25 protein-coding genes are annotated in these 26,246 nt (G+C 72.7%); 19 read left to right on the top strand and 6 right to left on the bottom strand.

The window, feature by feature from the left end:
- Window positions 1-58: 58 nt before the first annotated feature.
- The 8 genes from ACGF3J_RS20745 to ACGF3J_RS20780 all read left to right on the top strand — a co-directional run bounded on the left by ACGF3J_RS20745 (window position 59) and on the right by ACGF3J_RS20780 (window position 7,274).
- Window positions 59-2,038, top strand: a complete 1,980-nt coding sequence (locus ACGF3J_RS20745; RefSeq protein WP_393854459.1) for an ATP-binding protein — start codon at window positions 59-61, stop codon at window positions 2,036-2,038.
- Complete coding sequence (locus tag ACGF3J_RS20750; RefSeq protein ID WP_161325856.1) at window positions 2,035-2,442, top strand: roadblock/LC7 domain-containing protein; 408 nt, start codon at window positions 2,035-2,037, stop codon at window positions 2,440-2,442. Before ACGF3J_RS20745 ends, ACGF3J_RS20750 begins: the two co-directional genes overlap by 4 nt.
- Window positions 2,439-2,786, top strand: coding sequence for a DUF742 domain-containing protein (locus ACGF3J_RS20755; protein WP_161325855.1), 348 nt, complete (start codon window positions 2,439-2,441; stop codon window positions 2,784-2,786). Before ACGF3J_RS20750 ends, ACGF3J_RS20755 begins: the two co-directional genes overlap by 4 nt.
- A complete protein-coding gene (locus tag ACGF3J_RS20760) occupies window positions 2,767-3,384 on the top strand; it encodes an ATP/GTP-binding protein (protein ID WP_393854460.1) in 618 nt (205 codons plus the stop codon). Before ACGF3J_RS20755 ends, ACGF3J_RS20760 begins: the two co-directional genes overlap by 20 nt.
- A complete protein-coding gene (locus ACGF3J_RS20765; protein WP_161325854.1) occupies window positions 3,381-4,613 on the top strand; it encodes a cytochrome P450 in 1,233 nt (410 codons plus the stop codon). The genes ACGF3J_RS20760 and ACGF3J_RS20765 overlap by 4 nt, the downstream gene beginning before the upstream one ends.
- On the top strand, window positions 4,610-5,833 hold the full coding sequence (locus tag ACGF3J_RS20770) for a cytochrome P450 (RefSeq protein ID WP_161325853.1): 1,224 nt from the start codon (window positions 4,610-4,612) through the stop codon (window positions 5,831-5,833). Before ACGF3J_RS20765 ends, ACGF3J_RS20770 begins: the two co-directional genes overlap by 4 nt.
- Window positions 5,834-5,954: 121 nt before the next feature.
- Window positions 5,955-6,353, top strand: coding sequence for a hypothetical protein (locus tag ACGF3J_RS20775; protein ID WP_161325852.1), 399 nt, complete (start codon window positions 5,955-5,957; stop codon window positions 6,351-6,353).
- A 117-nt stretch (window positions 6,354-6,470) separates the two neighbouring features.
- On the top strand, window positions 6,471-7,274 hold the full coding sequence (locus ACGF3J_RS20780) for a ribonuclease BN (RefSeq protein ID WP_161325851.1): 804 nt from the start codon (window positions 6,471-6,473) through the stop codon (window positions 7,272-7,274).
- 24 nt (window positions 7,275-7,298) lie between these two features.
- Here the strand turns inward: ACGF3J_RS20780 and ACGF3J_RS20785 are convergent, their stop codons facing one another.
- Window positions 7,299-8,285 carry a LacI family DNA-binding transcriptional regulator gene (locus ACGF3J_RS20785; RefSeq protein WP_161325850.1) on the bottom strand — a complete coding sequence of 329 codons (987 nt, stop codon included), beginning with the start codon at window positions 8,283-8,285 and terminating at the stop codon, window positions 7,299-7,301.
- Between the two features lie 291 nt (window positions 8,286-8,576).
- On the opposite strand from ACGF3J_RS20785, the gene ACGF3J_RS20790 reads away from it, so the two are divergent.
- The 6 genes from ACGF3J_RS20790 (at window position 8,577) to ACGF3J_RS20815 (ending at window position 15,655) form a co-directional block, all read left to right on the top strand.
- Window positions 8,577-9,503, top strand: a complete 927-nt coding sequence (locus ACGF3J_RS20790) for a carbohydrate ABC transporter permease (RefSeq protein ID WP_122617724.1) — start codon at window positions 8,577-8,579, stop codon at window positions 9,501-9,503.
- A gap of 7 nt (window positions 9,504-9,510) precedes the next feature.
- Window positions 9,511-10,461, top strand: coding sequence for a carbohydrate ABC transporter permease (locus tag ACGF3J_RS20795; RefSeq protein ID WP_161325849.1), 951 nt, complete (start codon window positions 9,511-9,513; stop codon window positions 10,459-10,461).
- Window positions 10,462-10,534: 73 nt separating this feature from the next.
- Window positions 10,535-11,878 carry an ABC transporter substrate-binding protein gene (locus ACGF3J_RS20800; protein ID WP_161325848.1) on the top strand — a complete coding sequence of 448 codons (1,344 nt, stop codon included), beginning with the start codon at window positions 10,535-10,537 and terminating at the stop codon, window positions 11,876-11,878.
- 37 nt (window positions 11,879-11,915) lie between these two features.
- Window positions 11,916-13,961: a beta-galactosidase gene (locus ACGF3J_RS20805; RefSeq protein ID WP_161325847.1), complete on the top strand. Its 2,046-nt coding sequence runs from the start codon at window positions 11,916-11,918 to the stop codon at window positions 13,959-13,961.
- Window positions 13,962-14,117: 156 nt separating this feature from the next.
- Window positions 14,118-14,753: a sugar O-acetyltransferase gene (locus ACGF3J_RS20810; protein WP_161327583.1), complete on the top strand. Its 636-nt coding sequence runs from the start codon at window positions 14,118-14,120 to the stop codon at window positions 14,751-14,753.
- 110 nt (window positions 14,754-14,863) lie between these two features.
- Window positions 14,864-15,655: an SAM-dependent methyltransferase gene (locus tag ACGF3J_RS20815; RefSeq protein WP_161327582.1), complete on the top strand. Its 792-nt coding sequence runs from the start codon at window positions 14,864-14,866 to the stop codon at window positions 15,653-15,655.
- A gap of 18 nt (window positions 15,656-15,673) precedes the next feature.
- Here ACGF3J_RS20815 and ACGF3J_RS20820 read toward each other — a convergent pair whose 3' ends face one another.
- Window positions 15,674-15,850, bottom strand: coding sequence for a hypothetical protein (locus ACGF3J_RS20820; RefSeq protein ID WP_174532189.1), 177 nt, complete (start codon window positions 15,848-15,850; stop codon window positions 15,674-15,676).
- Between the two features lie 141 nt (window positions 15,851-15,991).
- Between ACGF3J_RS20820 and ACGF3J_RS20825 the strand changes: the two genes are divergently transcribed.
- Complete coding sequence (locus tag ACGF3J_RS20825) at window positions 15,992-17,170, top strand: spore photoproduct lyase family protein (protein WP_161327581.1); 1,179 nt, start codon at window positions 15,992-15,994, stop codon at window positions 17,168-17,170.
- A gap of 42 nt (window positions 17,171-17,212) precedes the next feature.
- On the opposite strand, the gene ACGF3J_RS20830 is transcribed toward ACGF3J_RS20825, so the two are convergent.
- The 4 genes from ACGF3J_RS20830 to ACGF3J_RS20845 form a co-directional block, all read right to left on the bottom strand.
- Window positions 17,213-18,241: an iron-siderophore ABC transporter substrate-binding protein gene (locus ACGF3J_RS20830; RefSeq protein ID WP_161327580.1), complete on the bottom strand. Its 1,029-nt coding sequence runs from the start codon at window positions 18,239-18,241 to the stop codon at window positions 17,213-17,215.
- A 53-nt stretch (window positions 18,242-18,294) separates the two neighbouring features.
- A complete protein-coding gene (locus ACGF3J_RS20835) occupies window positions 18,295-19,107 on the bottom strand; it encodes an ABC transporter ATP-binding protein (RefSeq protein ID WP_161327579.1) in 813 nt (270 codons plus the stop codon).
- A 103-nt stretch (window positions 19,108-19,210) separates the two neighbouring features.
- Complete coding sequence (locus tag ACGF3J_RS20840; RefSeq protein WP_346346015.1) at window positions 19,211-20,257, bottom strand: iron chelate uptake ABC transporter family permease subunit; 1,047 nt, start codon at window positions 20,255-20,257, stop codon at window positions 19,211-19,213.
- Window positions 20,254-21,291, bottom strand: a complete 1,038-nt coding sequence (locus tag ACGF3J_RS20845) for an iron ABC transporter permease (RefSeq protein WP_161327578.1) — start codon at window positions 21,289-21,291, stop codon at window positions 20,254-20,256. The genes ACGF3J_RS20840 and ACGF3J_RS20845 overlap by 4 nt, the downstream gene beginning before the upstream one ends.
- A 158-nt stretch (window positions 21,292-21,449) precedes the next feature.
- Here ACGF3J_RS20845 and ACGF3J_RS20850 point away from each other — a divergent pair, with 158 nt between their 5' ends.
- The 4 genes from ACGF3J_RS20850 (at window position 21,450) to ACGF3J_RS20865 (ending at window position 26,033) form a co-directional block, all read left to right on the top strand.
- Window positions 21,450-22,013 carry an MSMEG_1061 family FMN-dependent PPOX-type flavoprotein gene (locus ACGF3J_RS20850; protein ID WP_161327577.1) on the top strand — a complete coding sequence of 188 codons (564 nt, stop codon included), beginning with the start codon at window positions 21,450-21,452 and terminating at the stop codon, window positions 22,011-22,013.
- Window positions 22,014-22,115: 102 nt separating this feature from the next.
- Entirely contained in the window at window positions 22,116-22,976 is an 861-nt protein-coding gene (locus ACGF3J_RS20855) for an ABC transporter ATP-binding protein (RefSeq protein ID WP_161327576.1), read from the top strand.
- The gene (locus ACGF3J_RS20860) at window positions 22,973-23,956 is read left to right on the top strand and encodes an iron-siderophore ABC transporter substrate-binding protein (RefSeq protein WP_161327575.1); all 984 of its coding nucleotides are present in this window, start codon (window positions 22,973-22,975) and stop codon (window positions 23,954-23,956) included. The genes ACGF3J_RS20855 and ACGF3J_RS20860 overlap by 4 nt, the downstream gene beginning before the upstream one ends.
- A 7-nt stretch (window positions 23,957-23,963) precedes the next feature.
- Window positions 23,964-26,033 (top strand): iron ABC transporter permease, encoded by a 2,070-nt coding sequence (locus tag ACGF3J_RS20865; protein ID WP_393854461.1) that lies wholly within the window; start codon window positions 23,964-23,966, stop codon window positions 26,031-26,033.
- The last annotated feature ends 213 nt before the right edge of the window (window positions 26,034-26,246 follow it).

Consider the following 26,246-nt stretch of genomic DNA (forward strand, 5'->3'; position numbering starts at 1 on the left):
CACGCGCCCCGTTGGACGACACGAGGGCCGCTCCGGCGGCCTGGCGAGGACCCGATTGATGACCGCGCCCGCCCGCCCCGGCGACCGATCCGCTCCCCGCACCCTGGTGGCCGTGGCCCTGCCCTGCGCCGTGGTGTCGGCGCTCGCCGTCGGCGGCGCCGTCGCCGCGGCCCCCTCCTCGGTTCGCCTTCCACTCGGCCTGGGCGCGAGCGCGGCGGCGATCCTGCTCTGTGTCGCCGTGACGGTGGCCGTGCACGCCGTCCGCCGGGAACGGGCCACGCGCCGGCTGCTGGACGCCGCCCGCGCGGAGGCGGGAGCCCTCGCCCAGGAGCGCGGGCAGCTGTCCGAGCGCGCCCGGCAGGAGCGGGAGCGGCTGCGGGCGGAGGCCGACCGCGAGCAGGCCGACCTCGTCGCCCAGGCCGACCGGGAACGCAGCGGCCTGCTGGACGGGTTCGACCGCGAGCGGGAACAACTCGCCGCCGGTTTCGAGCAGGAGCGGATCCGGCTGGCCGAGCAGCACGCGCAGGAGGTCGCGCGGCTCGCCGAGGAGACCGGCCGGCTGCGGTCGCGGCTGGACCGGGCGCGCGGCGAACGTGCCGCCGCCGTCTCCGCGACCGCCAACGCGGCCGGCCGGATGCAGGCGCTGGCCACCGGGATGCTCGCGGACCTGCGCGCGATGGAGGAGCGGCACGCCGACGAGGACGTCCTCGCCGACCTGCTCCACCTCGACCACCGCACCGCGCAGGCGGGCCGGCTCGCGGACTCCGTCGCCGTCCTCACGGGGGCGCGCTCCGGACGCCGTTGGGCGCGGCCCATCGGCATGGAGTCCATTCTCCGCGGCGCGATGGGACGCATCGCCGGGTACCAGCGGGTGCGGGTGCACTCCGCCAGTGACGCCGCGGTCGCCGGGCACGCCGCCGAGGGCGTCATGCACGCCCTGGCCGAACTCCTCGACAACGCGGCGAACTTCTCGCCGCCCACCGCCGAGGTCCATGTCTACGTGGAGGCGGTGCCGGCCGGGGCGATCGTCTCCGTGGAGGACAGCGGTCTCGTCATGGGCGACGTGCAACTGCGCCGGGCCCAGCAGGCGGTGGCCGGTGAGACCGCCGGGCTCGGTGGTCTGACCGGCACCCGGCTCGGCCTCGCGGTCGTGGGCCGGCTGTCGGCCAAGTACGGCCTGAAGGTGTCCTTCCGGCCGTCGGCGCGCGGTGGCACGGGCGTGCTGATGCTCATCCCCCAGGACATTCTGAGCGGCCCCGGCGCTTCCGGCGGTCCGGCGGCCCCGCCGGTGGCGGCCCCGGCCGAGCGGCCGCGCGGCTCCGCGCCGACCGCGTCCGCTCCCGCGCGGGAACCGAGTCCCGGGGCGGACGCTGCCGAGGCCGCGCCCCTCCCGGAGACCGCATCCGTGGAGCCCGCGAGCGGACGGGAGACCGGGACCGCCCCTGCCGCGCACGAAGCGGATGCCGGGACCGCCCCGGTAGCGTCCGGCCCGGAAGCCGGGGCCGCCCCTGCCGCGCGCGAAGCGGATGCCGGGGCCGCCCCGGTAGCGTCCGGCCCGGAAGCCGGGACCGCCCCGGTGGCGTCCGGCCCGGGGACCGGGACCGCCCCGCGCGCCGCGCAGCCGGGGTCCGCCCCCGGCACCCCCACCCCGGAATCCGGGTCCGCCCCCGCCGCTTCCGAACCGCCGCCCACGCACGACCTGGCGGACTCGGAGCAGGACGACGGCGTCGCCGGGCTGCCCAAACGCCGCCGGGGCAGGACCCTCGCCGCGGCCGAACGTGCCCGGGCCACCGCCCGGGCCGCCGAACCGCGCCCCGCGCCGGCGCCCGACGACGCGAAGGTGCGCGCGGCCCGCTTCAGCAGCTTCCGCCAGGCCGTGCGCTCCGCCGACACCGGCGCCTCACGGACCGGCGACAACCCGATGCCGGACGGCACCAGCTCCACGCGGGGCGCGGCCGCCCCGCCCGCACCGGACGAGACCACCCCCGACCACTCCTCCCACTCGCACGCGCACCCGGAAGGCGACACCACTTCATGACCGGCTCGACCACCGCCGACGAGAAGCTCACCTGGCTCATCGAGGGCCTGCTGGAGCGCACGCCGGGCGCGCGGCACGCGCTCGTGCTCTCCCGCGACGGCCTCAAGCTGTGCCGCACCCCGGAACTCTCCGTCGACCAGGCCGACCAGCTGGCCGCGATCGCCGCCGGCATCCAGTCGCTGTCCCAGGGCGCCTCCGTGGAGTTCGGCGACGGCAGCGGCGGGGTGCGCTCGGCCATGACCGAGTTCTACGGCGGCATCCTGTTCATCGTCGAGGCCGGAGAGGGCGCGCACCTCGCCGTGGTCACCGCGGAGGACGCGGACGCGGGGCTGGTCGGACACAACATGAGCGAGCTGATCGAGCAGCTCGGGGAGCACCTCACCGCGCAGCCCCGCACGTCATGAGCCGCCCCGGCAGGGACGACTCCCCCGACCGGCTGTACACCGTCACCCAGGGGCGCAGCCGGTCCGCCTCCGACAACCCCTTCGACCTGGTCACCCTGGTGGTCGCGGAGTGCGAGCCGACGCGCGGCATGCAGTCGGAGCACACGGCGATACTGCGGCTGACCCAGGCGCCCACGGCCGTCGTGGAGATCGCCGCCGAACTGCGGCTGCCCGTGAGCATCACCAAGATCCTGCTCTCCGACCTGCACGCCGCGGGCCGGGTGAGCGCCCGCCATCCGTACACGGCAGCCGTCCCCGATCCCGACATCCTGGAGCAGGTGCTCGTTGGACTCCGCAATCTCTGACGCCCGCACCCCGCTGGGTGCGTCCGCCGACAACGGCCTCAAGATCGTGGTCGTGGGCGGGTTCGGCGTCGGCAAGACGACCCTGGTCCGCTCGGTCAGCGAGATACGTCCCCTCAACACCGAGGAGACGATGACGCAGGCCGGCGAGACGGTCGACGACATCAGCGAGGTGCGCGGCAAGACCGCGACGACCGTGGCCTTCGACTTCGGCCGCATCACCCTCGACGCGCGCAACGTGCTGTACCTGTTCGGCGCGCCCGGCCAGGAGCGGTTCTGGTTCCTGTGGGACCGGCTGTTCTCCGGCACGCTCGGCGCGGTGGTCCTCGTCGACACCCGGCGCATCGACGACTCCTGGTACGCCATCGACCGGCTGGAGCACCACGGCACGCCGTTCATCGTCGCGTGCAACGACTTCGGCGGCCCGCGGCACTCGCCCGAGTCGGTGCGCGAGGCACTGGACCTGGACCCGGGGGTGCCGCTGGTGTTCTGCGACGCCCGGTCCCGCGAGTCCAGCAAGCAGGTACTGATCGCGCTGGTCGAGCACCTGAGTGCCCGTTACGCCGGCCATGCCGCCCCGCCCCGACAGGAGTTCGTGTGAGCACCGACGCCACCGACGCCGTACCGCTCAGCGGCCCCCGCTTCCAGACCGAGCCCGCGCTGCTGTACCGGCAGATGCGGCGCGACCACGGTGCCGTCACCCCGGTGCTGCTGGACGGGGACGTCCCGGCCTGGCTGGTGGTCGGCTATCGCGAGCTGCACCAGGTGACCGGCGATCCGGTGCTGTTCAGCCGGGACTCGGAGCTGTGGAACCAGTGGGAGAACATCCCGGAGGACTGGCCGCTGCTGCCGATGATCGGCCGCAGGCAGCCGTCGATCCTCTACACGGTCGGCGAGCGGCACCGGGAGCGCGCGGCCATGATCAGCGACGCGCTGGAGGCCGTCGACCCGCACGTCCTGCGCGGCCACGCCGAGCGGTTCGCCGACGAACTCGTCGACCGGCTCTGCGCCAAGGGCGAGGCGGACCTGGTCGCCGACTACGCCATGCTGCTGCCCGTACGCGTCCTGGCCCGGCTGTACGGGTTCTCCGACGAGCAGGGACCGGCACTGGTCACCGCCCTCAACGACATGATCGACGGCAGGGAGCGGGCCATCGCGGGCCAGACGCACCTCGGTACGTCGATGGCGCGGCTCCTCGCCGACCGGAAGACGGCGCCCGCCGACGACGTCGCCTCCCGGATGCTGGCCGACGAGAGCGGCTTCACCGAGGAGGAGGTCGCCCAGGACCTGATGGTGATGATGGCCGCGGGCCACCAGCCGACGGCGGACTGGATCGGCAACTCGCTGCGCCTGATGCTCACCGACGAGCGGTTCGCGGCCTCGCTGTTCGGCGGCCGCAACAGCGTCGCCGAGGCCATGAACGAGGTGCTCTGGGAGGACACTCCGACGCAGAACGTGGCCGGCCGCTGGGCCTCCCGCGACACCCGGCTCGGCGACCGCCGGATCCGCGCCGGCGACCTGGTGCTGCTCGGCCTCCAGGGCGCCAACTCCGACCCGCAGGTGCGCACCGACGGCTCCGCCCTCACCGGCGGCAACAACGCGCACTTCTCCTTCGGCCACGGCGAGCACCGCTGCCCCTTCCCCGCGCAGGAGGTCGCCGAGGTCATCGCGCGCACCGGCATCGAGGTGGTCCTCGACCGGCTGCCGGACATCGACCTGGCGGTACCCGCCGCGTCCCTCACCCGTCGCCCCTCGCCCTGGCTGCGGGGGCTGACCGAGTTGCCCGTGCGGTTCACCCCGACCACTGCCCTGGGAGGCACGTCAGCATGACGACCGGCACCGAAGAAGCCCGCATACCGCTGGACCCGTTCGTCACCGACCTCGACGGCGAGGGCGCGCGGCTGCGCGCGGCCGGACCGCTCGCCGCCGTGGAGCTGCCCGGCGGGGTCCCCGTCTGGGCGGTCACGCACCACGCCGAGGCCAAGTCCCTGCTGACGGACCCCCGGCTGGTCAAGGACATCAACGTGTGGGGCGCCTGGCAGCGCGGGGAGATCCCCGCCGACTGGCCGCTGATCGGGCTGGCCAACCCCGGCCGTTCGATGCTCACGGTGGACGGCGCCGAGCACCGGCGGCTGCGGATGCTCGTGGCGCAGGCGCTCACGGTGCGCCGGGTGGAGCACATGCGGGAGCGGATCACGGAGCTGACCGGGCGGCTGCTCGACGACTTCCCCGAGGACGGCGGCGTGGTCGACCTCAAGTCCGTCTTCGCCTACCCGCTGCCCATGTACGTCGTCGCCGACCTGATGGGCATCGAGGAGGCGCGCCTGCCGCGCCTGAAGGTGCTGTTCGAGAAGTTCTTCTCCACCCAGACGCCGCCCGAGGAGGTCCTCGCGACCCTCACCGAGCTGGCCTCGATCATGGCGGAGACGGTCGCGGCGAAGCGGGCCGCTCCCGGTGACGACCTGACCAGCGCGCTGATCGAGGCGTCCGAGAACGGCGACCACCTCACCGACGAGGAGATCGTCTCCACGCTCCAGCTGATGGTGGCCGCCGGCCACGAGACCACCATCTCCCTGATCGTGAACTCGGTGGTCAACCTGTCCACCCATCCCGAGCAGCGGGACCTGGTGCTCTCCGGGAAGGCGGAATGGTCGGCGGTGATCGAGGAGACGCTGCGCTGGTCGACCCCGACCTCGCACGTCCTGATCCGCTTCGCGACCGAGGACGTGCCGGTCGGCGACCGGGTGATCCCCGCCGGGGACGCGCTGATCGTGTCGTACGGCGCGCTGGGCCGGGACGAGCGGGCGCACGGTCCGACGGCCGGGGCGTTCGATATCACCCGCACCTCGGAGAACCGGCACATCTCGTTCGGGCACGGCCCGCACGTGTGCCCCGGCGCCGCCCTGTCCCGGCTGGAGGCCGGCGTGGCGCTTCCCGCCCTCTACGCCCGCTTCCCGGATCTGGACCTCGCGGTGCCCGCCGCCGAGCTGCGCAACAAGCCGGTGGTCACGCAGAACGACCTGTTCGAGCTGCCGGTCAAGCTGGCCTGACGCACTCGACGGCCCGCGGGGCGTTTGCTTCCCGCCCCGCGGGCAACTCCGACATTCCGGACGTCGACCCCGTTCCGGCAACCGGCGTCGACACTGCTGTGTGGCACCCCCGGGAGTCGCCATGTGGAAGCGCAAGGGCAGGAAGGACCGGACCCCGCGGCCGGTCCCGATGGAGCTGTGCGACCTGTGCGCCAGGGTCTTCCCCCAGGACGAGTCCGTGACCGGCTACGTGCCGGACTCCTCCGCGGTGCAGGCCGCCCATGAACGGTTCGACGGGCTTCGGCTCATCACCGCGTGCTCGGACGACCACTTCGACGTGATCAAGGAGGGCTACTCGCACCGGCCCTTCGTCGAGGAGGAGCTGTGGGCCGCCAAGCTCACCCGCGCCCTGACGCAGGGCCCGTCGGCTCTCTCCATGGACCAGCTCGGCTCCCGGACCGGTCTCCAGGAGCCGCAGATACGCGCCGCCATCGCCTGGCACAACGACTGGCTGCGTGAGCAGCAGGGCATGGACCCCTGACACCGCGGTGACCCGTGCCCAGGGGGCCGTCCGGGTGGCGCGACGTTTGCCCGGACGTCCCCGGGGTCACTCAGTTCCCCGTCGGCGAGCCATCGAAAGGACGCCCGAGGAGCACCCGTGAACCGGTTGTGGCGGCCGTTCCACCGTGTGTGGGACCGGCTGGCCGCGTCGTCCCTCGTCCGGCGCGGCCGGGACCTGGAACTGATGCACAGGGCGATGGGCTTCGCCACGCTCGCCCTGGTCACGCTGGCACCGCTGCTGATCGTGGTGGCCGCCGCGGACCCGCTGGGCCGCGGCGGCTTCGCATCCTGGCTGGCGGACGGGATGGGGCTGTCGGGGCGCTCCGCCAAGGTGCTGACCGACATCATCAGTCCCCCCACCAAGGTCGTGGGCACCACGAGCGTCTGGGGCGGCATCCTGCTCGCCGTCTTCGGCGTGTCCTTCGCGGCGAGCGTCCAGAACGGCTACGAACGCATCTGGGAGCTGCCCTCCGGCCCGTGGCACCGCGTCTGGCGCCAGGCGACCTGGGTGATCGCGCTGACCGCGTACCTCTACCAGGAGGTGCAGACGCGGACCGCGCTGCACGGATCGGCCCGGATCGCGCTGTCCACGGCCACCGGCATGCTGTTCTTCTGGTGGGGCCAGCACTTCCTGCTCGGCAGCCAGATCCGCTGGCGCGACCTGCTGCCGGGGGCGGTCGCGACCATGGTGGGCCTGATCGGGCTGCGTGGTTTCTCGTACCTGTTCTTCACGCCGCTGATCCTGGACAACGCGATCAGCTACGGCACGGTCGGCATCGTGCTGGTGGTGGAGTCCTGGCTGATCGGGGTGGGGTTCGTCGTCTTCGGGGGTGCGATGGTCGGGCACTGGTTCTGCGAGCACCACTGGTGGACCCGGAACATCGACCGGCAGCCGGACTGACCCCGCACCGGCGACCGGGCGCGGCTACCCCGGCGGTGGCGCCGTGCTCGCGCGGGTCACCAGCCGGGTCGGTACGAGCGTCGTGCCCCGCTCCGGGGCGGCCTCGCGCATCTTGCGGAGCACGGCCCGCACGCAGAGCCGCCCCACCTCGGCGAAGTCCTGGTGGACGGTGGTCAGCGGGGGCAGGAAGGAGCCCGCCTCGGCGATGTCGTCGAAGCCGATGACGCTGACGTCCCGGGGCACGCCGCGGCCGTTTTCGTGCAGGGCCCGCATCAGACCGAGGGCCATCTGGTCGTTGGCCGCGAAGACGGCCGTGCACTCCGGGCGGGCGGCCAGCTCCAGGCCGGCCCGGTACCCGGACTCCGCCGACCAGTCGCCCCGCACGAGCGGCGGCACGGCACGGCCGGCCTCGGTGAGCGTGTGCCGCCAGGCGTCGGTGCGGCGCTGCGCGGCGAAGGAACCCTCGGGGCCGCCCAGGTGCCACACCGTGTCGTGCCCGAGGTCCAGCAGGTGCCGCACGGCGGTGCGGGAGCCGCCGGCCTGGTCGGTGTCGACGACCGTGTAGTGGTCGCCCGCGTCGGAGTCGACCACGACGACCTGGACGTGGGGCGGCAGGGTGAGGCTCGCCGCGTCCAGGAGGTGCACCTCCATGATGACGATCACGGCGTCGACGGCCAGTTCCTCCAGCCGGGAGAACGCGCCCCGCACCTCGTCCTGGGTCGGCACGGCGACCGGCAGCAGCGTCACCGCGTAGCCCTCGCTCGCCGCGGAGGTGGCGATGGCCTCCAGGGTGCGCACGTTGCCCGTGGTGGCCAGCGTGAAGGTGATGACGCCGATGGTGCGGAACTCGCCCCGCTTGAGGGCCCGGGCCGCACTGTTGGGCCGGTACCCCAGCTCCTTCATGGCCGCCAGCACCTGCCGCCGGGTCTCCTCGGTCACTCCGGCATAGCCGTTGGAGACGCGGGAGACGGTCTGCGAGGAGACCCCCGCCAGCCGGGCCACGTCCGCCATGGACGCCGTCGGTACCCGGCCGCCGCGCCGGCGCCGCGGAACCGTGTTCGCGGCCTCTCTCGCGTCCGCGGCCCCCTCAGCGGTGTCCACTGCGTTCCGCCACCTCTCCGCACTCTTCCGGTCCCCGGCCCCGAAGGACCCTTGACCGTCGTCCTCGGGGCAGTGTAGACATGCCGCCATCAAATGTTTACGTAAACATAACAGCAATCCTCCGGCCGGACCGCCTTCCGCGCCACCCGATGTTTACGCAAACACGCCAGGGCTCCGGGACGTGGACGAGCGAGGACCGACATGACGACGCTGCAACCGCCGGCCATCGCCGAGCCGCGGCCCGCCCCGCCCCCGGCGCGGCGCGACCGCCGCTCCTGGACGGGGTGGGGGTTCCTCGGCCCCTTCGTGGCCGTGTTCGCCCTGGTGTTCCTCGCACCGATCGCCTACTCGGTCTACCTCAGCCTCTTCCGCGACCAGCTCATCGGCGGGACCACCTTCGTCGGTCTGGACAACTACGGTCAGGCCCTGACGGACGACCGCTTCTGGGCCTCGCTCGGCCGGGTCTCGCTCTTCCTCGCCGTACAGGTGCCGATCATGCTGGGCATCGCGCTGCTGGTGGCGCTGGCGCTGGACAGCGGGCGCCTCTACGGCCGGGACTTCTTCCGCGTCTCGATCTTCCTGCCGTACGCCGTGCCCGCCGTGGTGGCCACGCTGATGTGGGGCTTCATGTACGGCACCCGCTTCGGCCTGGTCGGGGACATCAACGGCGCGCTGGGCGTCTCGCTGCCCGACCCGCTCTCCCCCGACCTGGTGCTCGCCTCCATAGGCAACATCGTGACCTGGGAGTTCGTCGGCTACAACATGCTGATCTTCTACGCGGCCCTGCGGGTCGTCCCGCACTCGCTGTACGAGGCCGCACAGATCGACGGGGCGGGCCAGATCCGTGTGATCACCGCCATCAAGCTCCCGGCGATCCGGGGCGCCCTGGTGATCGCCACGATCTTCTCCATCATCGGCAGCTTCCAGCTCTTCAACGAGCCCAGCATCCTCCAGCCGCTGGCGCCCAACGCCATCACCACCGACTACACGCCGAACTCCTACACCTACGCGCTCTCCTTCAACGGACAGCAGCACAACTACTCCGCGACGGTCGCCATCGTGATGGGGCTGATCACCATGGCCATCGCCTACGTCGTCCAGCTGCGCGGCATGCGCAAGGGAGTGTGATCCGGCGATGACCAGTCCCGCCGCCACCGCCGTCGACCGCTCCGCGCCCGTGCCGTCCGGCCCGTCCGGCTCAGCGCCCCGGCTGCGTACGTCCCGGCGCCGGCACTCCCCGGACCGGCCCCGGCGCAGCGTCCTGCTGACGGTGCTCACCGGTCTCGTGCTGCTGTACAGCCTGGTACCGCTGATCTGGCTGGCCGTCAGCGCCACCAAGACCCAGGAGGGGCTGTCGCGTTCGTTCGGCCTCTGGTTCGACGGCGACTTCGCGCTCTGGGACAACATCGGCGAGACGTTCACCTACGACGACGGTGTCTTCACCCGCTGGCTGCTCAACACTCTGCTGTACGTGGGGCTGGGCGCGGGCGGCGCCACCCTCCTCGCCGTGCTCGGCGGATACGCGCTCGCCAAGTTCCGCTTCCCCGGCCGGCGCGCGGTCTTCGCCGTCGTCATCGGCGCGGTGGCCGTACCGGGGACCGCCCTGGCGGTGCCGACCTTCCTGATGTTCAGCGAGATGGGGCTCACCAACACCCCCTGGGCGGTGATCATCCCGTCCCTGATCTCACCGTTCGGCCTCTATCTGATGTGGGTCTTCGCGAGCGAGGCGATCCCCACCGAACTGATGGAGGCCGCCCGGATCGACGGCGCCGGCGAGGTGCGCACCTTCTTCCGGGTCGCGCTGCCGCTGCTGGCTCCGGGCATCGTCACCGTCCTGCTCTTCACCATGGTGGCGACCTGGAACAACTACTTCCTGCCGCTGGTCATGCTCAAGGACCCCGACTGGTATCCGCTGACGCTGGGCCTGAACAGCTGGAACGCCCAGGCCGCGACCGCCGGCGGCGAGGCCGTCTTCAACCTGGTCGTCACCGGGTCGCTCATCACGATCCTCCCGCTGATCGCGGCGTTCCTGCTGCTCCAGCGCTACTGGCAGTCCGGCCTGGCCGCCGGAAGCGTCAAGGAATGACCCCCGCACGTCCCTCCTCCCCTCCAACCATCGACGGTGCCGGTCACGGCCACGAAGAAGTGGAAGCACACCCATGCCCAAGCACTCGCGCCGCCTGCTGAGCGGTATAGGTCTCGTCTGCGCCCTCGCCCTGACGGCGACCGCATGCGGCGACTCCGACGACGGCGGATCGAGCCAGAAGCCGGTCTCCCAGGACGACGTCCGAGCCGCCCTGGAGAAGGGCGGCACGATCACGGTCTGGGCGTGGGAGCCCACGCTCGAGAAGGTGGCCACGGACTTCGAGAAGAAGTACCCGGGCGTCAAGGTCAACCTCGTCAACGCCGGCACCAACAACGACCAGTACACCGCCCTGCAGAACGCCGTGTCGGCGAAGAAGGGCGTCCCGGACGTCGCCCAGATCGAGTACTACGCGATGGGCCAGTACGCCCTCACCAAGCAGCTCACCGACCTCACGGCGTTCGGCGCCGACAAGCTCTCCGCACAGTTCTCCCCCGGACCGTGGAACGGGGTGAAGGCCGGCTCGGACGGCGTCTGGGCGCTGCCCATGGACTCCGGCCCGATGGCGCTCTTCTACAACAAGAAGGTCTTCGACAAGTACGACATCGAGGTGCCCGCCACCTGGGACGAGTACCTGGACGCCGCGCGCGAACTGCACAAGGCCGACCCGAAGGCGTACATCACCGCCGACACCGGCGACGCCGGGCTCACCACCAGCATGCTCTGGCAGGCCGGTTCGCGCCCCTACACGGTGAACGGCACCAAGGTGAGGATCGACTTCTCCGACCGGGGCGCCAAGACGTACACCGACACCTGGCAGAAGCTGATCGACGAGAAGCTCCTCACCTCCGTCAACCCCTGGACCGACGAGTGGTACAAGGGTCTCGGCGACGGCACCATCGCGACCCTCGCCACCGGCGCCTGGATGCCCGCGAACCTCGCCTCCGGCGTGAAGGAGGCGGCCGGCGACTGGCGTGCCGCCCCGCTGCCGCAGTGGACCGCGGGCGGGAAGGCGAGCGCGGAGAACGGCGGCAGTGCCCTGGCGCTGCCGGAACTCGGCAAGAACGAGGCGCTGGCGTACGCCTTCGTCGAGTACGCGAACGCGGGCGACGGCGTGGGGACCCGCCTGGAGGGCGGCGCCTTCCCGGCGACCACCGCGGAGTTGCAGTCCACGGCGTTCCAGGACACCGCGTTCCCCTACTTCGGCGGCCAGAAGGCCAACAAGGTCTTCGCCGAGTCGGCCGCGAACGTCGCCGACGACTGGTCGTACCTGCCCTACCAGGTGTACGCGAACTCGGTCTTCAACGACACCGCGGGCAAGGCCTACGTCTCCGGCACCCCGCTCGCCGAGGGGCTGAAGTCCTGGCAGGAGGCCTCCGTCAAGTACGGCGAGGAGCAGGGCTTCACCGTCGAGAAGTAGCGCCCGGCACCACACGCACCACACCGGAAGGACCGCCATGATCTCCACCTTCGCGTCCCGCCTCCACCGCGGGCCGGACGGTGCCCCGACCCCCCGGCTCGCCTTCGGCGCCGACTACAACCCCGAGCAGTGGCCGAGGGAGGTGTGGGAGGAGGACGTACGGCTGATGCGCGAGGCCGGCGTCACCATCGTGTCGCTCGGCATCTTCTCCTGGGCCCGCCTTCAGCCCGGCCCCGGCACCTGGGACTTCGGCTGGCTCGACGACGTGATGGACCTGCTGCACGAGCACGGCGTCGGCGTCGACCTGGCCACCGCCACCGCCTCCCCGCCGCCCTGGCTGACCACGGCGCACCCGGAGATCCTTCCGGTGACGGACCGCGGCGAGACGCTGTCGCCGGGCGCGCGCCAGCACTGGCGGCCGACCTCGCCCGTCTTCCGCGAGCACGCCCTGCGCCTGGTCCGGGAGATGGCGACCCGGTACGCCGGACACCCGGCGCTGGTCGCCTGGCACGTCAACAACGAGCTGGGCTGCCACAACGTGTACGACTACTCGGACGACGCGACCCGTGCCTTCCGGGACTGGCTGCGCGCCCGGTACGGCACGCTCGACGCGCTCAACCACGCCTGGGGCACGGCGTTCTGGTCGCAGCGCTACAGCGACTGGGAGCAGATCCTGCCGCCGCGGCTGGCCGCCTCCCACCCCAATCCGACCCAGCAGCTGGACTTCAAGCGGTTCTCCTCGGACGCGCTCAAGGAGCACCTGCGGGCGGAGCGCGACCTCCTGCGGGAACTCACCCCCGGCGTCCCCGTGACCACCAACTTCATGGTGATGCCCGGCACCAAGGGCATGAACTACGCGGACTGGGCCGCCGAGGTCGACTTCGTCGCCAACGACCACTACGTGGTGCCGAGCGGCCGCGAGCGGGACGAGCTGTCGTTCTCGGCGAACCTCACCAGCGGTATCGCGGGCGGCCGGCCGTGGTTCCTGATGGAGCACTCCACCAGCGCGGTGAACTGGCAGCCCGTCAACCTGGCCAAGCGGCCGGGCGAGCTGGCCCGGGACTCACTGACGCACGTGGCGCACGGCGCCGACGCGGTCTGCTTCTTCCAGTGGCGCCAATCGGCGGCGGGTGCCGAGAAGTACCACTCGGCGATGGTCCCGCACGCCGGCCCGGACAGTGACGTGTTCCGGGCGGTCACGGCGCTCGGCGGCACGCTGGGGGCGCTCGCGCCGGTCGCCGGGAGCGAGCGGGAGCCCGCGGAGGTGGGCATCCTCTTCGACTGGGAGTCCTGGTGGGCGAGCGAGCAGGACTCGCACCCGACCTCCCTGCTCGACTACCACCGGGAGGCGCTCGACTGGTACTCGGCGCTGCTCTCCCTCGGCGTCCGCGCCGACGTCGTCACCACCGGCGCCGACCTGAGCCGGCACCGGGTGCTGATCGCACCGGTGCTGCACATGGTCCCGGCCAGGACGGCCAAGGACCTCACCCGGTACGCCGAGCAGGGCGGGCACCTGGTCACCACCTACTTCTCCGGAGTCGTCGACGAGAACGACCACGTCTGGCTCGGCGGCTACCCGGGCGCCCTGCGGGACCTGCTCGGCATCCGCGTCGAGGAGTTCGGCCCGCTGCCCGCCGGGGAGCGCGTGGAGCTGGACGACGCGAGCAACGGCGACCTGTGGACCGACCAGATCACCGTGACCGCGCCGGAGACCGAGGTCCTGGTCCGCTACCGCACCGGCACGCACGCGGGCCGCCCGGCCGTCACCCGGCGCCCCACCGGGAGCGGTTCGGCCGCCTACGTGTCCACCCGGCTCGGTGCGGCCGGGCTCGCCTCACTGCTGCCGCGGCTGCTGGAGCCGGCCGGTGTCGCGAGCGACCTGCCCGCCGAGGTGCGCGGGGCGGTCGAGGCCACCGTGCGGCGCGGACCCGGCGGCCGGTTCCTGTTCCTGGTCAACCGGACCGACGCGGCGGTGACCGTTCCCGGACTCGCCGGAGAGGCCCTGGTCGGCGACTTGGACACCGACGGCACTCTCGTCCTCGCACCCAGGGACGTCGCCGTGGTGCGCACGTCCACCGACTGAGCCGCAGCGACCACACCGACGCACGAGGGTGCCGCCGTCACCACGTGGCCGCCCAACTCCGGTCCCAACCAGCGCTGGACGCTGACGGACGCGTCCGCCGGCTGAGCCCCTCCCCTTCCCCTCCCCCTCCTCCCCCGAGAGACCGAAGGAGACGGCATGACCATCGACCCCCGCGAGCGCGAGGTGCGCCGCAGGATGGCGGCCCGGGAGCTGTACTCCGACGGCGCCCCGGGGCTGGAGGGGCTGGCGGAGGAGCGGCTGCGTGGCAAGGAACTGGCGGACGCCTACAACCGGACCGGGGCGCGGGACGAGGAGGGGCGCCGGGCGATCCTGAAGGAGATGTTCGCGGCCGTGGGCACCGGCGTGTGGATCGAGCCTCCGCTGCACGTGGCCTACGGCAACCGCGTGCACCTGGGTGACGACGTGTACGCCAACTTCGGCCTCACCCTCGTCGACGACGTGGAGGTCTTCGTCGGGGACCGGGTGATGTTCGCGCCGCACGTCACCATCAGCACCACCGGGCACCCCGTCCACCCCGGGCTGCGGCGGGACGGCACGCAGTTCTCGGCGCCGGTGACCGTCGAGGACGACGTGTGGATCGGGGCCGGCGCGCTGGTCATGCCGGGGGTCACCGTCGGCCGCGGCTCGGTGGTCGGCGCGGGCAGCGTCGTGACGGCGCACGTCCCGGCGATGACCGTCGTCGCCGGGACCCCGGCCCGCGTGCTGCGCGCGATCACCGACGCGGACCGGGAGTGGACCTACTCTCCGCCCCGCACCCTGGGCCCGGTCTGATCGACAACTTCCGCCGCGCGCCCCGGACATGGCGCGGAGCGCGGGGCGAGGGGCAGTACGATGATCGAAATTTACGGCGGAGCGTCACCTCCCGAACCACGGAGCCTGCCATGACGACGGACCATTCCCAGCCTCCCCAGATCGACACCGGCCGGGCACACCCCGCGCGGGTCTACGACTGGCTGCTGGGCGGCAAGGACAACTACCCCGTCGACGAGGCGGTGGGCGAGACCCTGCCGCCCGAGGCGCGGGACGCGGCGCGGCAGAACCGCGCGTTCATGAACCGCGCGGCGGCCCACCTCGCCGCGCAGGGCGTCGACCAGTTCCTGGACATCGGCACGGGCATCCCGACCGAGCCCAACCTGCACCAGATCGTGCAGCGGACGGTCCCGGCGGCCAGGGTCGTCTACGCCGACAACGACCCGATCGTGCTGCGGCACGCGGAGGCCCTGCTGGTCAGCAGCCCGGAAGGGGCCACGGACTACATCCAGGCCGATGTCCGCGAGCCGGAGCAGATCGTGCGGCACGCCCGCGAGGTCCTCGACTTCGACCGGCCGATCGCCCTGTCGCTGATCGCCCTGATGCACTTCATCACGGACGACCAGGATGCCCACGGGATAGTCCGCGGGCTGGTGGAGACCCTGCCCTCCGGCAGCCACCTGGTCCTCTCGCACGCCTCGATCGACCTCTTCCCCGAGCTGTCGGAGCAGGTGATCGCCCAGTACGCCAAGGGCGGCATCCGCCTCGGCTTCCGCACCCGTGCGGAGGTGACCCGCTTCTTCGACGGGCTGGAACTGGTCGGGCCCGGCCTGGTCACGGCCACCGAGTGGTACGGCGAGGGCCAGGAGCCGCCGGCGCCGGAGGACAGCGGCATCTACGCGGCCGTGGCGCGCATCCCCTGACGGGGAGGCGCGCACGGCTCAGCGGCGACGCCCGCGTGCCGCCCAGCCGCTGCCGATGCCGGCGACGTGCAGGGCGAGCAGGGCGAGACCGACGAGCATGACGTTGGTGGAGGTGAAGACGTCGTTGGTCGACACCTCCGCCGCGTTGATCAGCCAGGCGATGAGGAACAGAACCGCCGCGATGATGGCGAGCACGGTGTAATCCCTTCGGATCGGTGGCACCGGACCGGTGCCGTGTCACGCGTATGCCCCGGACGGGGGGCGTGACACGGCGAAGGGTCCCCGTGCTTCGTACAGTGGGGCCGGCCCGTCCCTCACTCTCGCCCCGGAGCACGCATGCACGATCCGTCCGCCGCACCGGACGACGGCTCCGGCACCCTGTTCGGCCTCGACGCCCTGACGCCGGGCGGGCCGGCCGCCGAGCCCTCCGGGCCGCGCTTCCGTGACTCCGCCGCCGCCCGCCGTCTGCTGCCGGTCCGGGAGATCCACGCCGAGCCGGCGGCGGCCGCCTCCCCGCGCGGCCGGCAGGTGCTCGCCCGGTTCCCCGAGGCGCGCGTGGTGGAGGTGGACTCGCACTGGCGCATCCCGGGCCTGCACGGCAACGAGGGCAACGTCGACCGCTGGGTGCGGATCAAGGGCGAGACCCTCGTCCTGGGTGAGCGCAAGACCCTGACCACCCGCCCCAACGGCCGCTCCGCGGACTGGATCGCGCCCGGCGCCTCCAACGGCTGCGCCATGGCCTGCGCCTACTGCTACGTGCCCCGGCGCAAGGGGTACGCCAACCCCGTCACCGTCTTCACCAACATCGACGGGATCATCGGCCACCTCGGCCGGCACATCGCCCGGCAGGGGCCGAAGCCCGAGCCGAACCAGTGCGACGCCGAGGCGTGGGTGTACGACGTGGGCGAGAACGGCGACTGCTCGGTGGACGCCCTGATCTGCGACAACACCGCGGACCTGGTGCACGCGTTCCGGCAGTGGCCGACGGCCAAGGCGTCCTTCGCCACCAAGTTCGTCAACCCCGACCTGCTCACCCTCGACCCGCGCGGCCGCACCCGGATCCGGTTCTCCCTGATGCCGCCGGACGACTCACGGCTGCTGGACGTGCGCACCTCGCCGGTGGCCGAGCGGATCGCCGCGGCGGCCGACTTCCTCGACGCCGGGTACGAGGTGCACTTCAACCTCTCCCCCGTGGTGGTGCGGCCGGGCTGGGAGGAGGCCTGGGCGGAGCTGCTGCGCCACCTCGGCGACGTCCTGCCGGAGCGGGTCAGGCGGCAGGCCGCCGCCGAGGTGATCATGCTGACGCACAACCGCGAGCTGCACGGGGTCAACCTGGGCTGGCATCCGCGCGCCGAGGAGGTGCTGTGGCGGCCGGAGTTGCAGGAGGCCAAGCGCTCCGAGAACGGCGCGCTCAACGTGCGCTACCGCGCCGGGGTCAAGGCCGACGCGGTGGCCCGGCTGCGCGCGCTGGTCGCCGCCCACGCGCCGTGGCTGCGCGTGCGGTACGCCTTCTGACCGCCCGCGCGTGTCACCTCACCTTCTGACCGCCCGCGCGCGTCACTTCACCGCGTCGGCGAACAGGGGCACCACCTTCTCGATGGCGTAACCGACGGACAGCACGGAGTTGGTGGCGAAGGCCTGGCTGATGTTCTGGTCGTCGAAGACGACGGAGTGGCCCTGCTCGACCGCGGGGAGCGTCCTGAAGAGGGGGTCGGTGGAGATCTTCTTCGCGTCGACGCCGATGGGCGACATGACGACCAGGTCGGCGTCCAGCATCTGGAGGTTCTCCTCGGAGACCTTGACGGAGAACCCGGCACCGGCCTCGGCGTCGACCTTCGGATTGTTGCGGAAGCCGAGCTGCTGGACGAAGTTGACCCGGTCCGTGCCCTTCACGTACGCGCCCCAGCCGGCGGAGGTGCGGGAACCGACGGTGACGGTCCGGTCCTTGAACTCGGGGTGCGCCTCGGCGGCGGCGGTGAACTTCCGCTGCGTGTCGGCGATCAGCTTCTCGCCCTTGTCGGCGACGCCGAGGGCGGTGGAGATCATGGTGGTCTGCCGCTGCCAGGCGATCTTGTACTGGTCGCCGCCCTCGGGCACCCCGACGGTCGGGGCGATCTTGCTGAGGGTGTCGTAACGGGTCTGGTCGCCGCTGGACTTGACGTCGAGGATCAGGTCCGGCTTCAGCGCGGCGATCTTCTCGTACTCGGGCTCCAGGGTGCCGATCTTCTGCGGGCTCTCGTCGTAGAGCCCCTTCGCCCAGGGGCCGACGCCGTCGCCGCCGAAGGCCAGCCAGTCGCTCTGTCCGACCGGCTGGACGCCGAGGGCGAGGGCGGTCTCGGCGTCGCCCCAGCCGAGGGCGACCACGCGCTGCGGCTTCGACTCGACGGTGACCTCGCCGAACTTGGTCTTCACCTTCGCCGGGAAGGCGCCGGACGCCCCGGCGGCGGAGCCGGAGCCGCCGGAGTCCTCGGCGGAGGAACCGGAGCCGCAGGCGGTGAGGGCGCCGAGCAGGAGCGCGGCGAGGGCGGCGGCCCACAGGCGCCGGGTGCGGCGGCCGGTGCGGGCGGGAGGGCGGTGCGCGGACATGGGGGCTCTTTCCTTCGGTACGGGCTTCAAGCGGTGCAGGGCGTGCACGGGCTTCAGGGGTTCGGGGAGGTGACGTGGTGCCGGCCGAGGGGGACGATCATCGGGGTGCCGGACGCGGGGTCCGGGATCACCGTCGAGCGCAGTCCGAACACGTCCCGGACCAGGGACTCGGTGACGATGTCCGAGGGCGCGCCCTCGGCCACGACGCGGCCGTCCTTCATGGCGATCAGGTGATCGGCGTAGCGGCAGGCCAGGTTCAGGTCGTGCAGGACGACGGCGAGGGTGACGCCGCGGTCCCGGTTGAGGTCGGTGAGCAGGTCGAGGACGTCCAGCTGATGGCTGATGTCGAGGTAGGTGGTGGGCTCGTCGAGCAGGAGGATGTCGGTCTCCTGGGCGAGCGCCATGGCGATCCAGACGCGCTGGCGCTGTCCGCCGGAGAGTTCGTCCACGGAGCGGTCCGCCAGGTCGAGCACGTCGGTGGCGAGCATCGCCGCGGCGACCCCCGCGCTGTCGGCGGCGGTCCAGCGGCGGAACCAGCCCTGGTGCGGGTAGCGGCCCCGGCCGACGAGGTCCGCGACGGTGATGGCATCGGGAGCGACCGGAGTCTGCGGCAGCATGCCGAGGGCGGCGGCGACCTGCTTGGTCGAGGTGGCGTGGATGTCCCGGCCGTCCAGGAGCACGGTGCCGGCGGTCGGGGTCAGCAGCCGTGCCATGGCGCGCAGCAGCGTGGACTTGCCGCAGGCGTTGGGGCCGACGACGACGGTGAGGCGGCCGGGCGGCAGGTCGACGTCGAGACCCGAGATGATCTCGCGCTCTCCGTAGCCGAGCCCGAGGCCGCGGGTCTGAAGGGCGTGCTGGGCCGTCACCGTGCTCTCCTCGCTGTCACTGCACTGTCGCTGGTGTCGCCGCCGTGGCTCTCTGTCGCCGCGGTGGCCGCTGTCGCCGTCGTCTCCTGTGCGGGCATGGTCATCAGCCGCCCCGTCCGGCCCGGCCCGCGCGGGCGAGCAGCCACAGCAGGTAGGGGGCACCGACCACACTGGTCACCACGCCCACCGGCAACTGGGTGTCCGGCAGCAGGTGCTGGGCGGTGAAGTCGGCCGCGCAGACCAGCGCCGCGCCGGTCAGGGCGGACGGGACCAGGGCGGCGCCCTGGCCGGGCAGCAGACGCCGGGCGATCGGCGGGCTGACGAAGGCGACGAAGCCGATGGGGCCCGCGGCCGCCGTCGCCACGCCCACCAGTGCGGTGGCGCAGGCCAGCAGGGCGAGGCGGCCCCGCTCCACCCGGGCGCCCAGCCCGCCGGCCGCCTCGTCGCCGAGCTGCAGCGCGGTCAGGCTCCGGGACGCGGCCAGGGTGAGGGGGACGAGCAGCGCGGCGCAGCCCAGCAGCGGCCACAGGTGGTCCCAGGAGCGGCCGTTGAGGCTGCCGGCCAGCCAGACGAACGCGTTCTGGGCCTCGGTGACCTCCGCCCGCGTCATCAGGTAGGAGCGCAGGCTGACCAGTCCGGCGGCGACGCCGATGCCGACGAGCACGAACCGTCCGCCGCTGACGCCGCCGCGCCAGGCCAGCAGATAGATGACGGTGCCGGCGAGGAGTGCACCGGCCAGGGCGCCGCCGGACAGAGCGAGGCCGCCGAGGCCGAACGCCAGGGACGTGAGCACGGCGGCGGCGCTCGCGCCGGCGCTGACGCCGATGATGTCGGGGCTGGCGAGGGGGTTGCGCAGCAGCGCCTGGAAGACGGCGCCGGAGAGCCCGAAGCAGAGGCCGACGGTCAGGGCCAGCAGTGCGCGGGGCAGCCGCAGTTCGTGCACGACGAAGCGGCTGCCCGGGTCGCCGCCCCCGGTGAGGACGGCCCACACGTCGGCGAGCGGTGCATCGATGTCGCCGACGGTGAGGGACAGCAGCAGTGCGGCGAGCGCCGCCAGGAGCAGGGCTGCGCAGACCAGGGCGAAGCGGGTGCGGCGGGCGTGCCGGAGCCGCTCGACGCGGGTGGCGGCCTCGGCGGTGGGCGTCTTCACAGTGCGGCCTTCCCACGCCGGCGGACCAGGAGGATGAACGGCACACAGCCGACGGCGGCGGTGACGACGCCGACCTGGACCTCGCCGGGCGGGGCCACGACCCGTCCGATGACGTCGGCGACCAGGAGCAGGACGGGCGCGAGCAGGGCGCTGTAGGGCAGGATCCAGCGGTGGTCGGGCCCAGTGATCACGCGGACCGCGTGCGGAACGGCGAGGCCGACGAAGGCGATGGGGCCGGCCACGGCGGTGGCCGCCCCGCACAGCAGCACGGTGCTCGCGGCCCCGGCGAGCCGGGCGACGGCGACGCGCTGGCCGAGAGCGCGGGCGACGTCGTCTCCGAGGGCCAGCCCGTTGAGCCGGGGACCGAGGCCGAGGGCGAGGACGGCGCCGGCGACGACGAAGGGCAGCGCCTGGAGGAGGACATCGGTCTCGCGGCCGTCGAGGGCGCCCACCTGCCAGAACCGGAACTGGTCGTAGGTCCGGCTGTCGGTGAGCAGGATGGTGTCGGTGACGGAGACCAGCAGCGCGGTGGCGGCGGCTCCGGCGAGGGCGAGCTTGACGGGCGTGGCGCCCTCGCGTCCGAAGCTCGCGACGCCGTAGACGAGGACCGCCGCCAGGCAGGCGCCCAGGAACCCGAACCAGATGTACTGCCCGGGCTCGGTGAGGGACAGCACGCTCATGGCGAAGACGACGGCGACCGCCGCGCCCGCGTTGATGCCGAGCAGGCCGGGGTCGGCGAGCGGGTTGCGGGTGACGCCCTGCATCACGGTGCCGGCCAGGCCCAGGGCGACACCGGCCAGCAGTCCGGCCAGGGTGCGGGGTATCCGCACCTCCCGGACGACGAGTTGGCCGCGCACGGAGCGGTCCGGGTCGAGGAGGCCGTGCACGAGGTCGTGCGCGGAGACGTCGCCCGAACCGACCGCGAGGCTGAGGGCGGTGGCCGCGAGCAGCAGCACGGCCAGCCCGCAGAGTCCCACGGTGAGGGCCGCGCGCCGGGGTGCGCGGCGCGTTCGGGCAGGTGGGGCTGGGGGCATCTGCGGGTTCCTCGGGAGGGCAGGGGGGAGCCCGAACTCACCGGAGTGGTCACTACCGGCCGTTAGGTAAGGCGAACCTAACATCAGATAATGTTCTATGTGCAACCACCCAGCCGGAAGCACCTGCCTCCGGCCAGCACACACCCGGGGAGCCGGCCTTGCCACACACGATCGACGCGACCGGAGACCGGCCGGACACCGCCAAGGAGGACGGCTGGGTCGAACTGGACTCCCCCGCCGAGCTGCGCGAGCTGCTGGGCGAGCCCTGGCCCGTCGTCATCGACAAGGTGCACGAGCGGCTCACGGACGACGACGTGGACATCCTGGCCCGCTCCCCGTTCTGCCTGCTGGCCACCTCCGACCCGCGGGGCAACTGCGACGTGTCGCCGCGCGGTGACGCGCCGGGCTTCACCCGGGTCCTGGACCCCGGAACCATCGCCCTGCCGGACCGGCCGGGCAACCGGCGGGGGGACAGCTTCCACAACATCCTCGGCAATCCGCACGCCGGCCTGCTCTATCTGATCCCCGGCGGCAAGCAGGTACTGCGGATCAACGGCCGGGCCCGCATCCTCACCGACGCGCCCTTCTTCGACGCGATGGCCCGCGACGGCAGGCGTCCGGACCTCGCCCTGGTCCTGGAGATCGACGAGATCTATCTGCACTGCCCGGCGTCACTGAATCGGGCGGGGCTGTGGAAATCCCCCTCCCCCAAAGGGAGTTGAGCGCGCCTTCCGAGCCAGTGCGCGGGGCGGGGCCGGAGCCGGGACGACCGGTGTGAGCCCCGCCTCTACCAGCAGTTTTTAGGTTAGGCTAACCTTCGCCACGTGAGATCTGGTGAAGACACGGCCGGCACCCGACGCCTGCGCGGTCATCGGCTGTCGGCGACGGGTGTGACCGTCGCGTACGACGGCGTCGATGTCGTGCACGGCGCGGAGGTCACCCTCCGGCCCGGCGAAGTGACCGTTCTGGTGGGCCCGAACGGCAGCGGGAAGTCGACGCTGCTGCGCACCGTCGCCCGCCTGCAGCGGGCCCGGAGCGGGGCGATCGGCATCGACGACGACACCGACGGCCTGGCGCTGACGCCCCGTGAGTTCTCGCGGTACGTCGCCCTGCTGACGCAGGGCCGTCCGACACCGGGCGGGCTGACCGTGCGGGACGTCGTCGAGTTCGGCCGCTATCCGTACCGGGGCCGCTGGGGGCGGCCCGACCCGGACGGTCCGGCCGCGGTCGACCGGGCGCTCGCGCTCACCGGCGTCGACGGCTTCGCCGACCGCGGCGCCGACCACCTCTCCGGCGGCCAGTTGCAGCGGGTGTGGCTCGCGAGCTGCCTGGCCCAGGAGACCGGCGTGCTGCTGCTGGACGAACCCACCACCTACCTCGACCTCCGCTACCAGGTCGAACTCCTCGACCTCATCCGCGACCTGGCCGACGTCCACGGGATCGCCGTCGGCGTCGTGCTGCACGACCTCGACCAGGCGGCGGCCGTCGCCGACCGGATCACGCTCCTCGAAGCGGGCCGGATCGTCGCCGACGGCCCGCCCGAGGACGTACTGACGCCGGAACGGCTGAGTGCCGTCTACGGCATCCGGATCGACGTCGACACCGACCCCCTCACCGGCCGGCTGCGCACCCGCCCGATCGGCCGCCACCACATACGAACCGAAAGGCTCGGCACCACCTCATGAGACGCCTCCTGCTCACCGCGGCCGCCACCACCGCCGCGGCGCTCACCCTCGCCGCCTGCGGCACCACCGAACCGGCCGCCGACAAGTCCGAGAAGAAGGCCTCCGAGGCCATCACGCTCAAGGACGGCAAGGGCACCGAGGTGAAGCTCGACGGCCCGGCCACCAAGGTCGTCGCCACCGAGTGGAACGTCGTCGAGAGCCTGGTCTCCCTGGGCGTGGACCCGGTCGGCGTCGCGGACGTCAAGGGCTACAAGACCTGGGACAGCGCCGTGCCGCTGAAGAACGAGCCCAAGGACATCGGCACCCGCGGCGAGCCGAGCATGGACACCGTCGCCTCCCTCGCCCCCGACCTCATCGTGGCCACCACGGACCTCACCCCGGCCGCGGTGAAGCAGCTGCGCGAGGTCGCCCCGGTCATCGAGGTCACCTCCGCCGACGGCACCGGTCAGATCGACCAGATGCTGGAGAACATCGACCTCATCGCCAAGGCCACCGGAAAGACGGACGAGGCGAAGACGCTGCGCACCGGCTTCGAGGCCAAGGTCGCCGAGGGCAAGAAGGCCCTGGCCGACGCCGGGATCGCCGGCCGGAACTACGCCTTCGCGGACGGCTACGTCGCCTCCAACCAGGTCTCGATCCGCCCCTACACCGCGACCTCCCTCATCGGTGAGGTCAACGAGGCGATCGGTCTGAAGAACGCCTGGACGGTGAAGGGCGACCCCGCCTACGGTCTCGGCACCACCGACGTCGAGGGTCTCACCAAGCTGCCCGAGGACACGCAGTTCGCCTACATCGGCAACGAGGACGACCCGTCCGCCACCCCGTTCACCGGTGAGCTGGCCAAGAACTCGGTGTGGAAGTCCCTGCCGTTCGTGAAGTCCGGCGACGTGCACCGGCTGGACGACGGCATCTGGATGTTCGGTGGTCCCGGGTCGATGGAGGCGTACATCGACGCCGTCGTCGGCGCGCTGACGAAGTAGCGAGGCCATGGCCGTCACCGCAACCGAACCCGCGACCCGTCCGTCGACGGTCCCCACGTCCCGGTCGGGCGCGGCCGCGGTGACGGCCGGGATCGTCCTGCTGGTCGTCGTCCTCGCCGTCGTCGACATCACGCAGGGCACCGCCGCCGTCGGACCGTCCGAGGTCTTCAAGGCCCTCACCGGCCGGGCCGACCCGGACGACGCGTCGGTCGTCGTCGCCTCGCGGCTGCCCCGGATGGCCGCCGGCCTGCTGGTCGGCGTCGTCCTCGGGATGGCCGGCGCCGTGCTCCAGTCGGTCAGCCGCAACGTGCTGGCCTCCCCCGACACCCTGGCCGTCAACGCGGGCGCGTACCTGGCCCTCGGGGTGGCCGGCGCCACCGGCCTCTCGCTGCCGATGATCGCCTCCTCCGGCGTCGCCTTCGTGGGCGGCCTGGCGGCGGCGGCCGTCGTACTCGGACTGTCCGGCCTCGGCACCGGCACCGTCCGTCTGGTGCTGGCCGGTACCGCGCTCATGCTGGGCCTGCATTCCATGACGGAGGGACTGCTCCTGCTCTTCCCCGAGCAGACCGAGGGCCTCTACGCGTGGAACCAGGGCAGCATCTCCCAGAACGGCTTCGACGGCGTAGTCCAAATGCTGCCGATCGCGCTGGCCGGGCTGGTGGGCCTGATGCTGACCGCCCGTCGGGTGGACGCGCTGGCGCTCGGCGACGACGCCGCGCGCGGGGTCGGCGTGCCGGTCCGGGCGACCCGGGTCACGGTCGTCGTGCTGGCGGCGATGCTGTCCGCGGCGGCCGTCACGCTCGCCGGTCCGATCGGCTTCGTCGGCCTGTGCGCACCCGCCCTGGTCCGCCCGCTGGCCCGCCGCTTCCGCGGCTTCGCCCGCTCCCGTACGTCGATGCCGGCGGCCGGGCTCACCGGCGCGGCCCTGGTGCTCGGTTCGGACGTGCTGCTGCGCACCCTGGTGCCGGCGAACCGCGCGGTGGGCGTGCCCACGGGCGTGGTCACCAGCCTCGTCGGGGCCGTGTTCCTCGTCGTCATGGCGATGCGGCTGCGGGACACCGCCGGGGCCGGCGCCCCGGACCGGCTGCGCATCCCGAGCCGGGCGGTGTTCCTGGCCACGGTCGCCGTCCTGGTGGCCGCTCTGGTGGGCCTGGTCGTCGCCTCGGTGCTGATCGGCGACAGCAAGCTGCTCCTCGGCGACGTCGTCAACTGGGCGCAGGGCAGGGCCGGCCGGACCGTGTCCTTCGTGCTGGACACCCGGGTGCCCCGGGTGCTCGCCGCGCTCGGCGCGGGTGCGGCGCTCGCCCTGGCCGGCACGCTCGTGCAGGCCGTGACGCGCAACCCGCTCGCGGAACCGAACGTCCTCGGCGTCACCGGCGGTGGCGCGCTGGGCGCGGTGATCCTGGTGACCACCGTGCCGGCCGCCGGGACGTGGGGCGTCGCCGGCGCCGCGTTCGCCGGGTCCGCCGTCACCGCGGTCCTCGTCTTCGGGCTGGCCGCCCGGGGCGGCTACCGGCAGAACCGGCTGGTCCTCGTCGGCATCGGCGTGGCCTCGGGGACGGCGGCCATGATCAGCCTGCTGATCGTGCTCACCGACCCGTTCAACGCGAACAAGGCGCTGACCTGGCTGTCGGGTTCGACCTACGGGCGGACCATGCCGGACGTCGTGCCGGTCGCCCTAGCGCTGGCCGTCGGCATCGGCGTGGCGGTCGCGCGGCGCACCGAGCTGGACCTGATCTCGCTGGACGAGGACACGCCGCGGCTGCTGGGCCTGCGGCTGGCGCCGGGGCGGCTCGGGTTCCTCGTGCTGAGCGTCGTACTCAGCTCCAGCGCGGTGGCCTGTGCGGGCACCATCGGGTTCGTGGGGCTGGTCGCCCCGCACGCGGCACGGGCCCTGGTGGGCCGACGGCACGTCCGGGTCGTGCCGGTCTCCATCCTGCTGGGCGCCGCCCTGGTCTGCGCGGCCGACCTGATCGGCCGCACGGTGATCGCCCCGGCCCAGCTCGGCGCGGGACTCATGACGGCCGTGATCGGAACGCCGTACTTCCTGTACCTGCTGGTACGCGGCCGCCGGTAGCGACGGCCCGGTCCGGCGGGGGCGTGGATCCCGCCGGACCGACACCTTGCCCGGCGCAGCTTGTTAGACGCAGCGTCAAGTTACTGAACCGTAATAAGCATGGTGCTACCCCCGGTAACTCCTGTCCGGGTACGGTCCCGTCACCCCACAGGAGCAGTGCGGCCCGGTCCTCCCCCAACGGACCGCGGACGACCGGTTCCGGCCCTTCCCCAG

Source organism: Streptomyces sp. NPDC048171, from assembly GCF_043202655.1.
Lineage (GTDB): Bacteria > Actinomycetota > Actinomycetes > Streptomycetales > Streptomycetaceae > Streptomyces.

Bases quoted from the DNA above. Each gene is read 5' to 3' on its own strand.
- ACGF3J_RS20745 (WP_393854459.1), top strand. From the start codon at position 59: ATGACCGCGCCCGCCCGCCCCGGCGACCGATCCGCTCCCCGCACCCTG.
- ACGF3J_RS20750 (WP_161325856.1), top strand. From the start codon at position 2,035: ATGACCGGCTCGACCACCGCCGACGAGAAGCTCACCTGGCTCATCGAG.
- ACGF3J_RS20755 (WP_161325855.1), top strand. From the start codon at position 2,439: ATGAGCCGCCCCGGCAGGGACGACTCCCCCGACCGGCTGTACACCGTC.
- ACGF3J_RS20770 (WP_161325853.1), top strand. From the start codon at position 4,610: ATGACGACCGGCACCGAAGAAGCCCGCATACCGCTGGACCCGTTCGTC.
- ACGF3J_RS20775 (WP_161325852.1), top strand. From the start codon at position 5,955: ATGTGGAAGCGCAAGGGCAGGAAGGACCGGACCCCGCGGCCGGTCCCG.
- ACGF3J_RS20785 (WP_161325850.1), bottom strand. From the start codon at position 8,285: ATGGCGGACGTGGCCCGGCTGGCGGGGGTCTCCTCGCAGACCGTCTCC.
- ACGF3J_RS20790 (WP_122617724.1), top strand. From the start codon at position 8,577: ATGACGACGCTGCAACCGCCGGCCATCGCCGAGCCGCGGCCCGCCCCG.
- ACGF3J_RS20795 (WP_161325849.1), top strand. From the start codon at position 9,511: ATGACCAGTCCCGCCGCCACCGCCGTCGACCGCTCCGCGCCCGTGCCG.
- ACGF3J_RS20800 (WP_161325848.1), top strand. From the start codon at position 10,535: ATGCCCAAGCACTCGCGCCGCCTGCTGAGCGGTATAGGTCTCGTCTGC.
- ACGF3J_RS20805 (WP_161325847.1), top strand. From the start codon at position 11,916: ATGATCTCCACCTTCGCGTCCCGCCTCCACCGCGGGCCGGACGGTGCC.
- ACGF3J_RS20810 (WP_161327583.1), top strand. From the start codon at position 14,118: ATGACCATCGACCCCCGCGAGCGCGAGGTGCGCCGCAGGATGGCGGCC.
- ACGF3J_RS20815 (WP_161327582.1), top strand. From the start codon at position 14,864: ATGACGACGGACCATTCCCAGCCTCCCCAGATCGACACCGGCCGGGCA.
- ACGF3J_RS20825 (WP_161327581.1), top strand. From the start codon at position 15,992: ATGCACGATCCGTCCGCCGCACCGGACGACGGCTCCGGCACCCTGTTC.
- ACGF3J_RS20830 (WP_161327580.1), bottom strand. From the start codon at position 18,241: ATGTCCGCGCACCGCCCTCCCGCCCGCACCGGCCGCCGCACCCGGCGC.
- ACGF3J_RS20845 (WP_161327578.1), bottom strand. From the start codon at position 21,291: ATGCCCCCAGCCCCACCTGCCCGAACGCGCCGCGCACCCCGGCGCGCG.
- ACGF3J_RS20860 (WP_161327575.1), top strand. From the start codon at position 22,973: ATGAGACGCCTCCTGCTCACCGCGGCCGCCACCACCGCCGCGGCGCTC.
- ACGF3J_RS20865 (WP_393854461.1), top strand. From the start codon at position 23,964: ATGGCCGTCACCGCAACCGAACCCGCGACCCGTCCGTCGACGGTCCCC.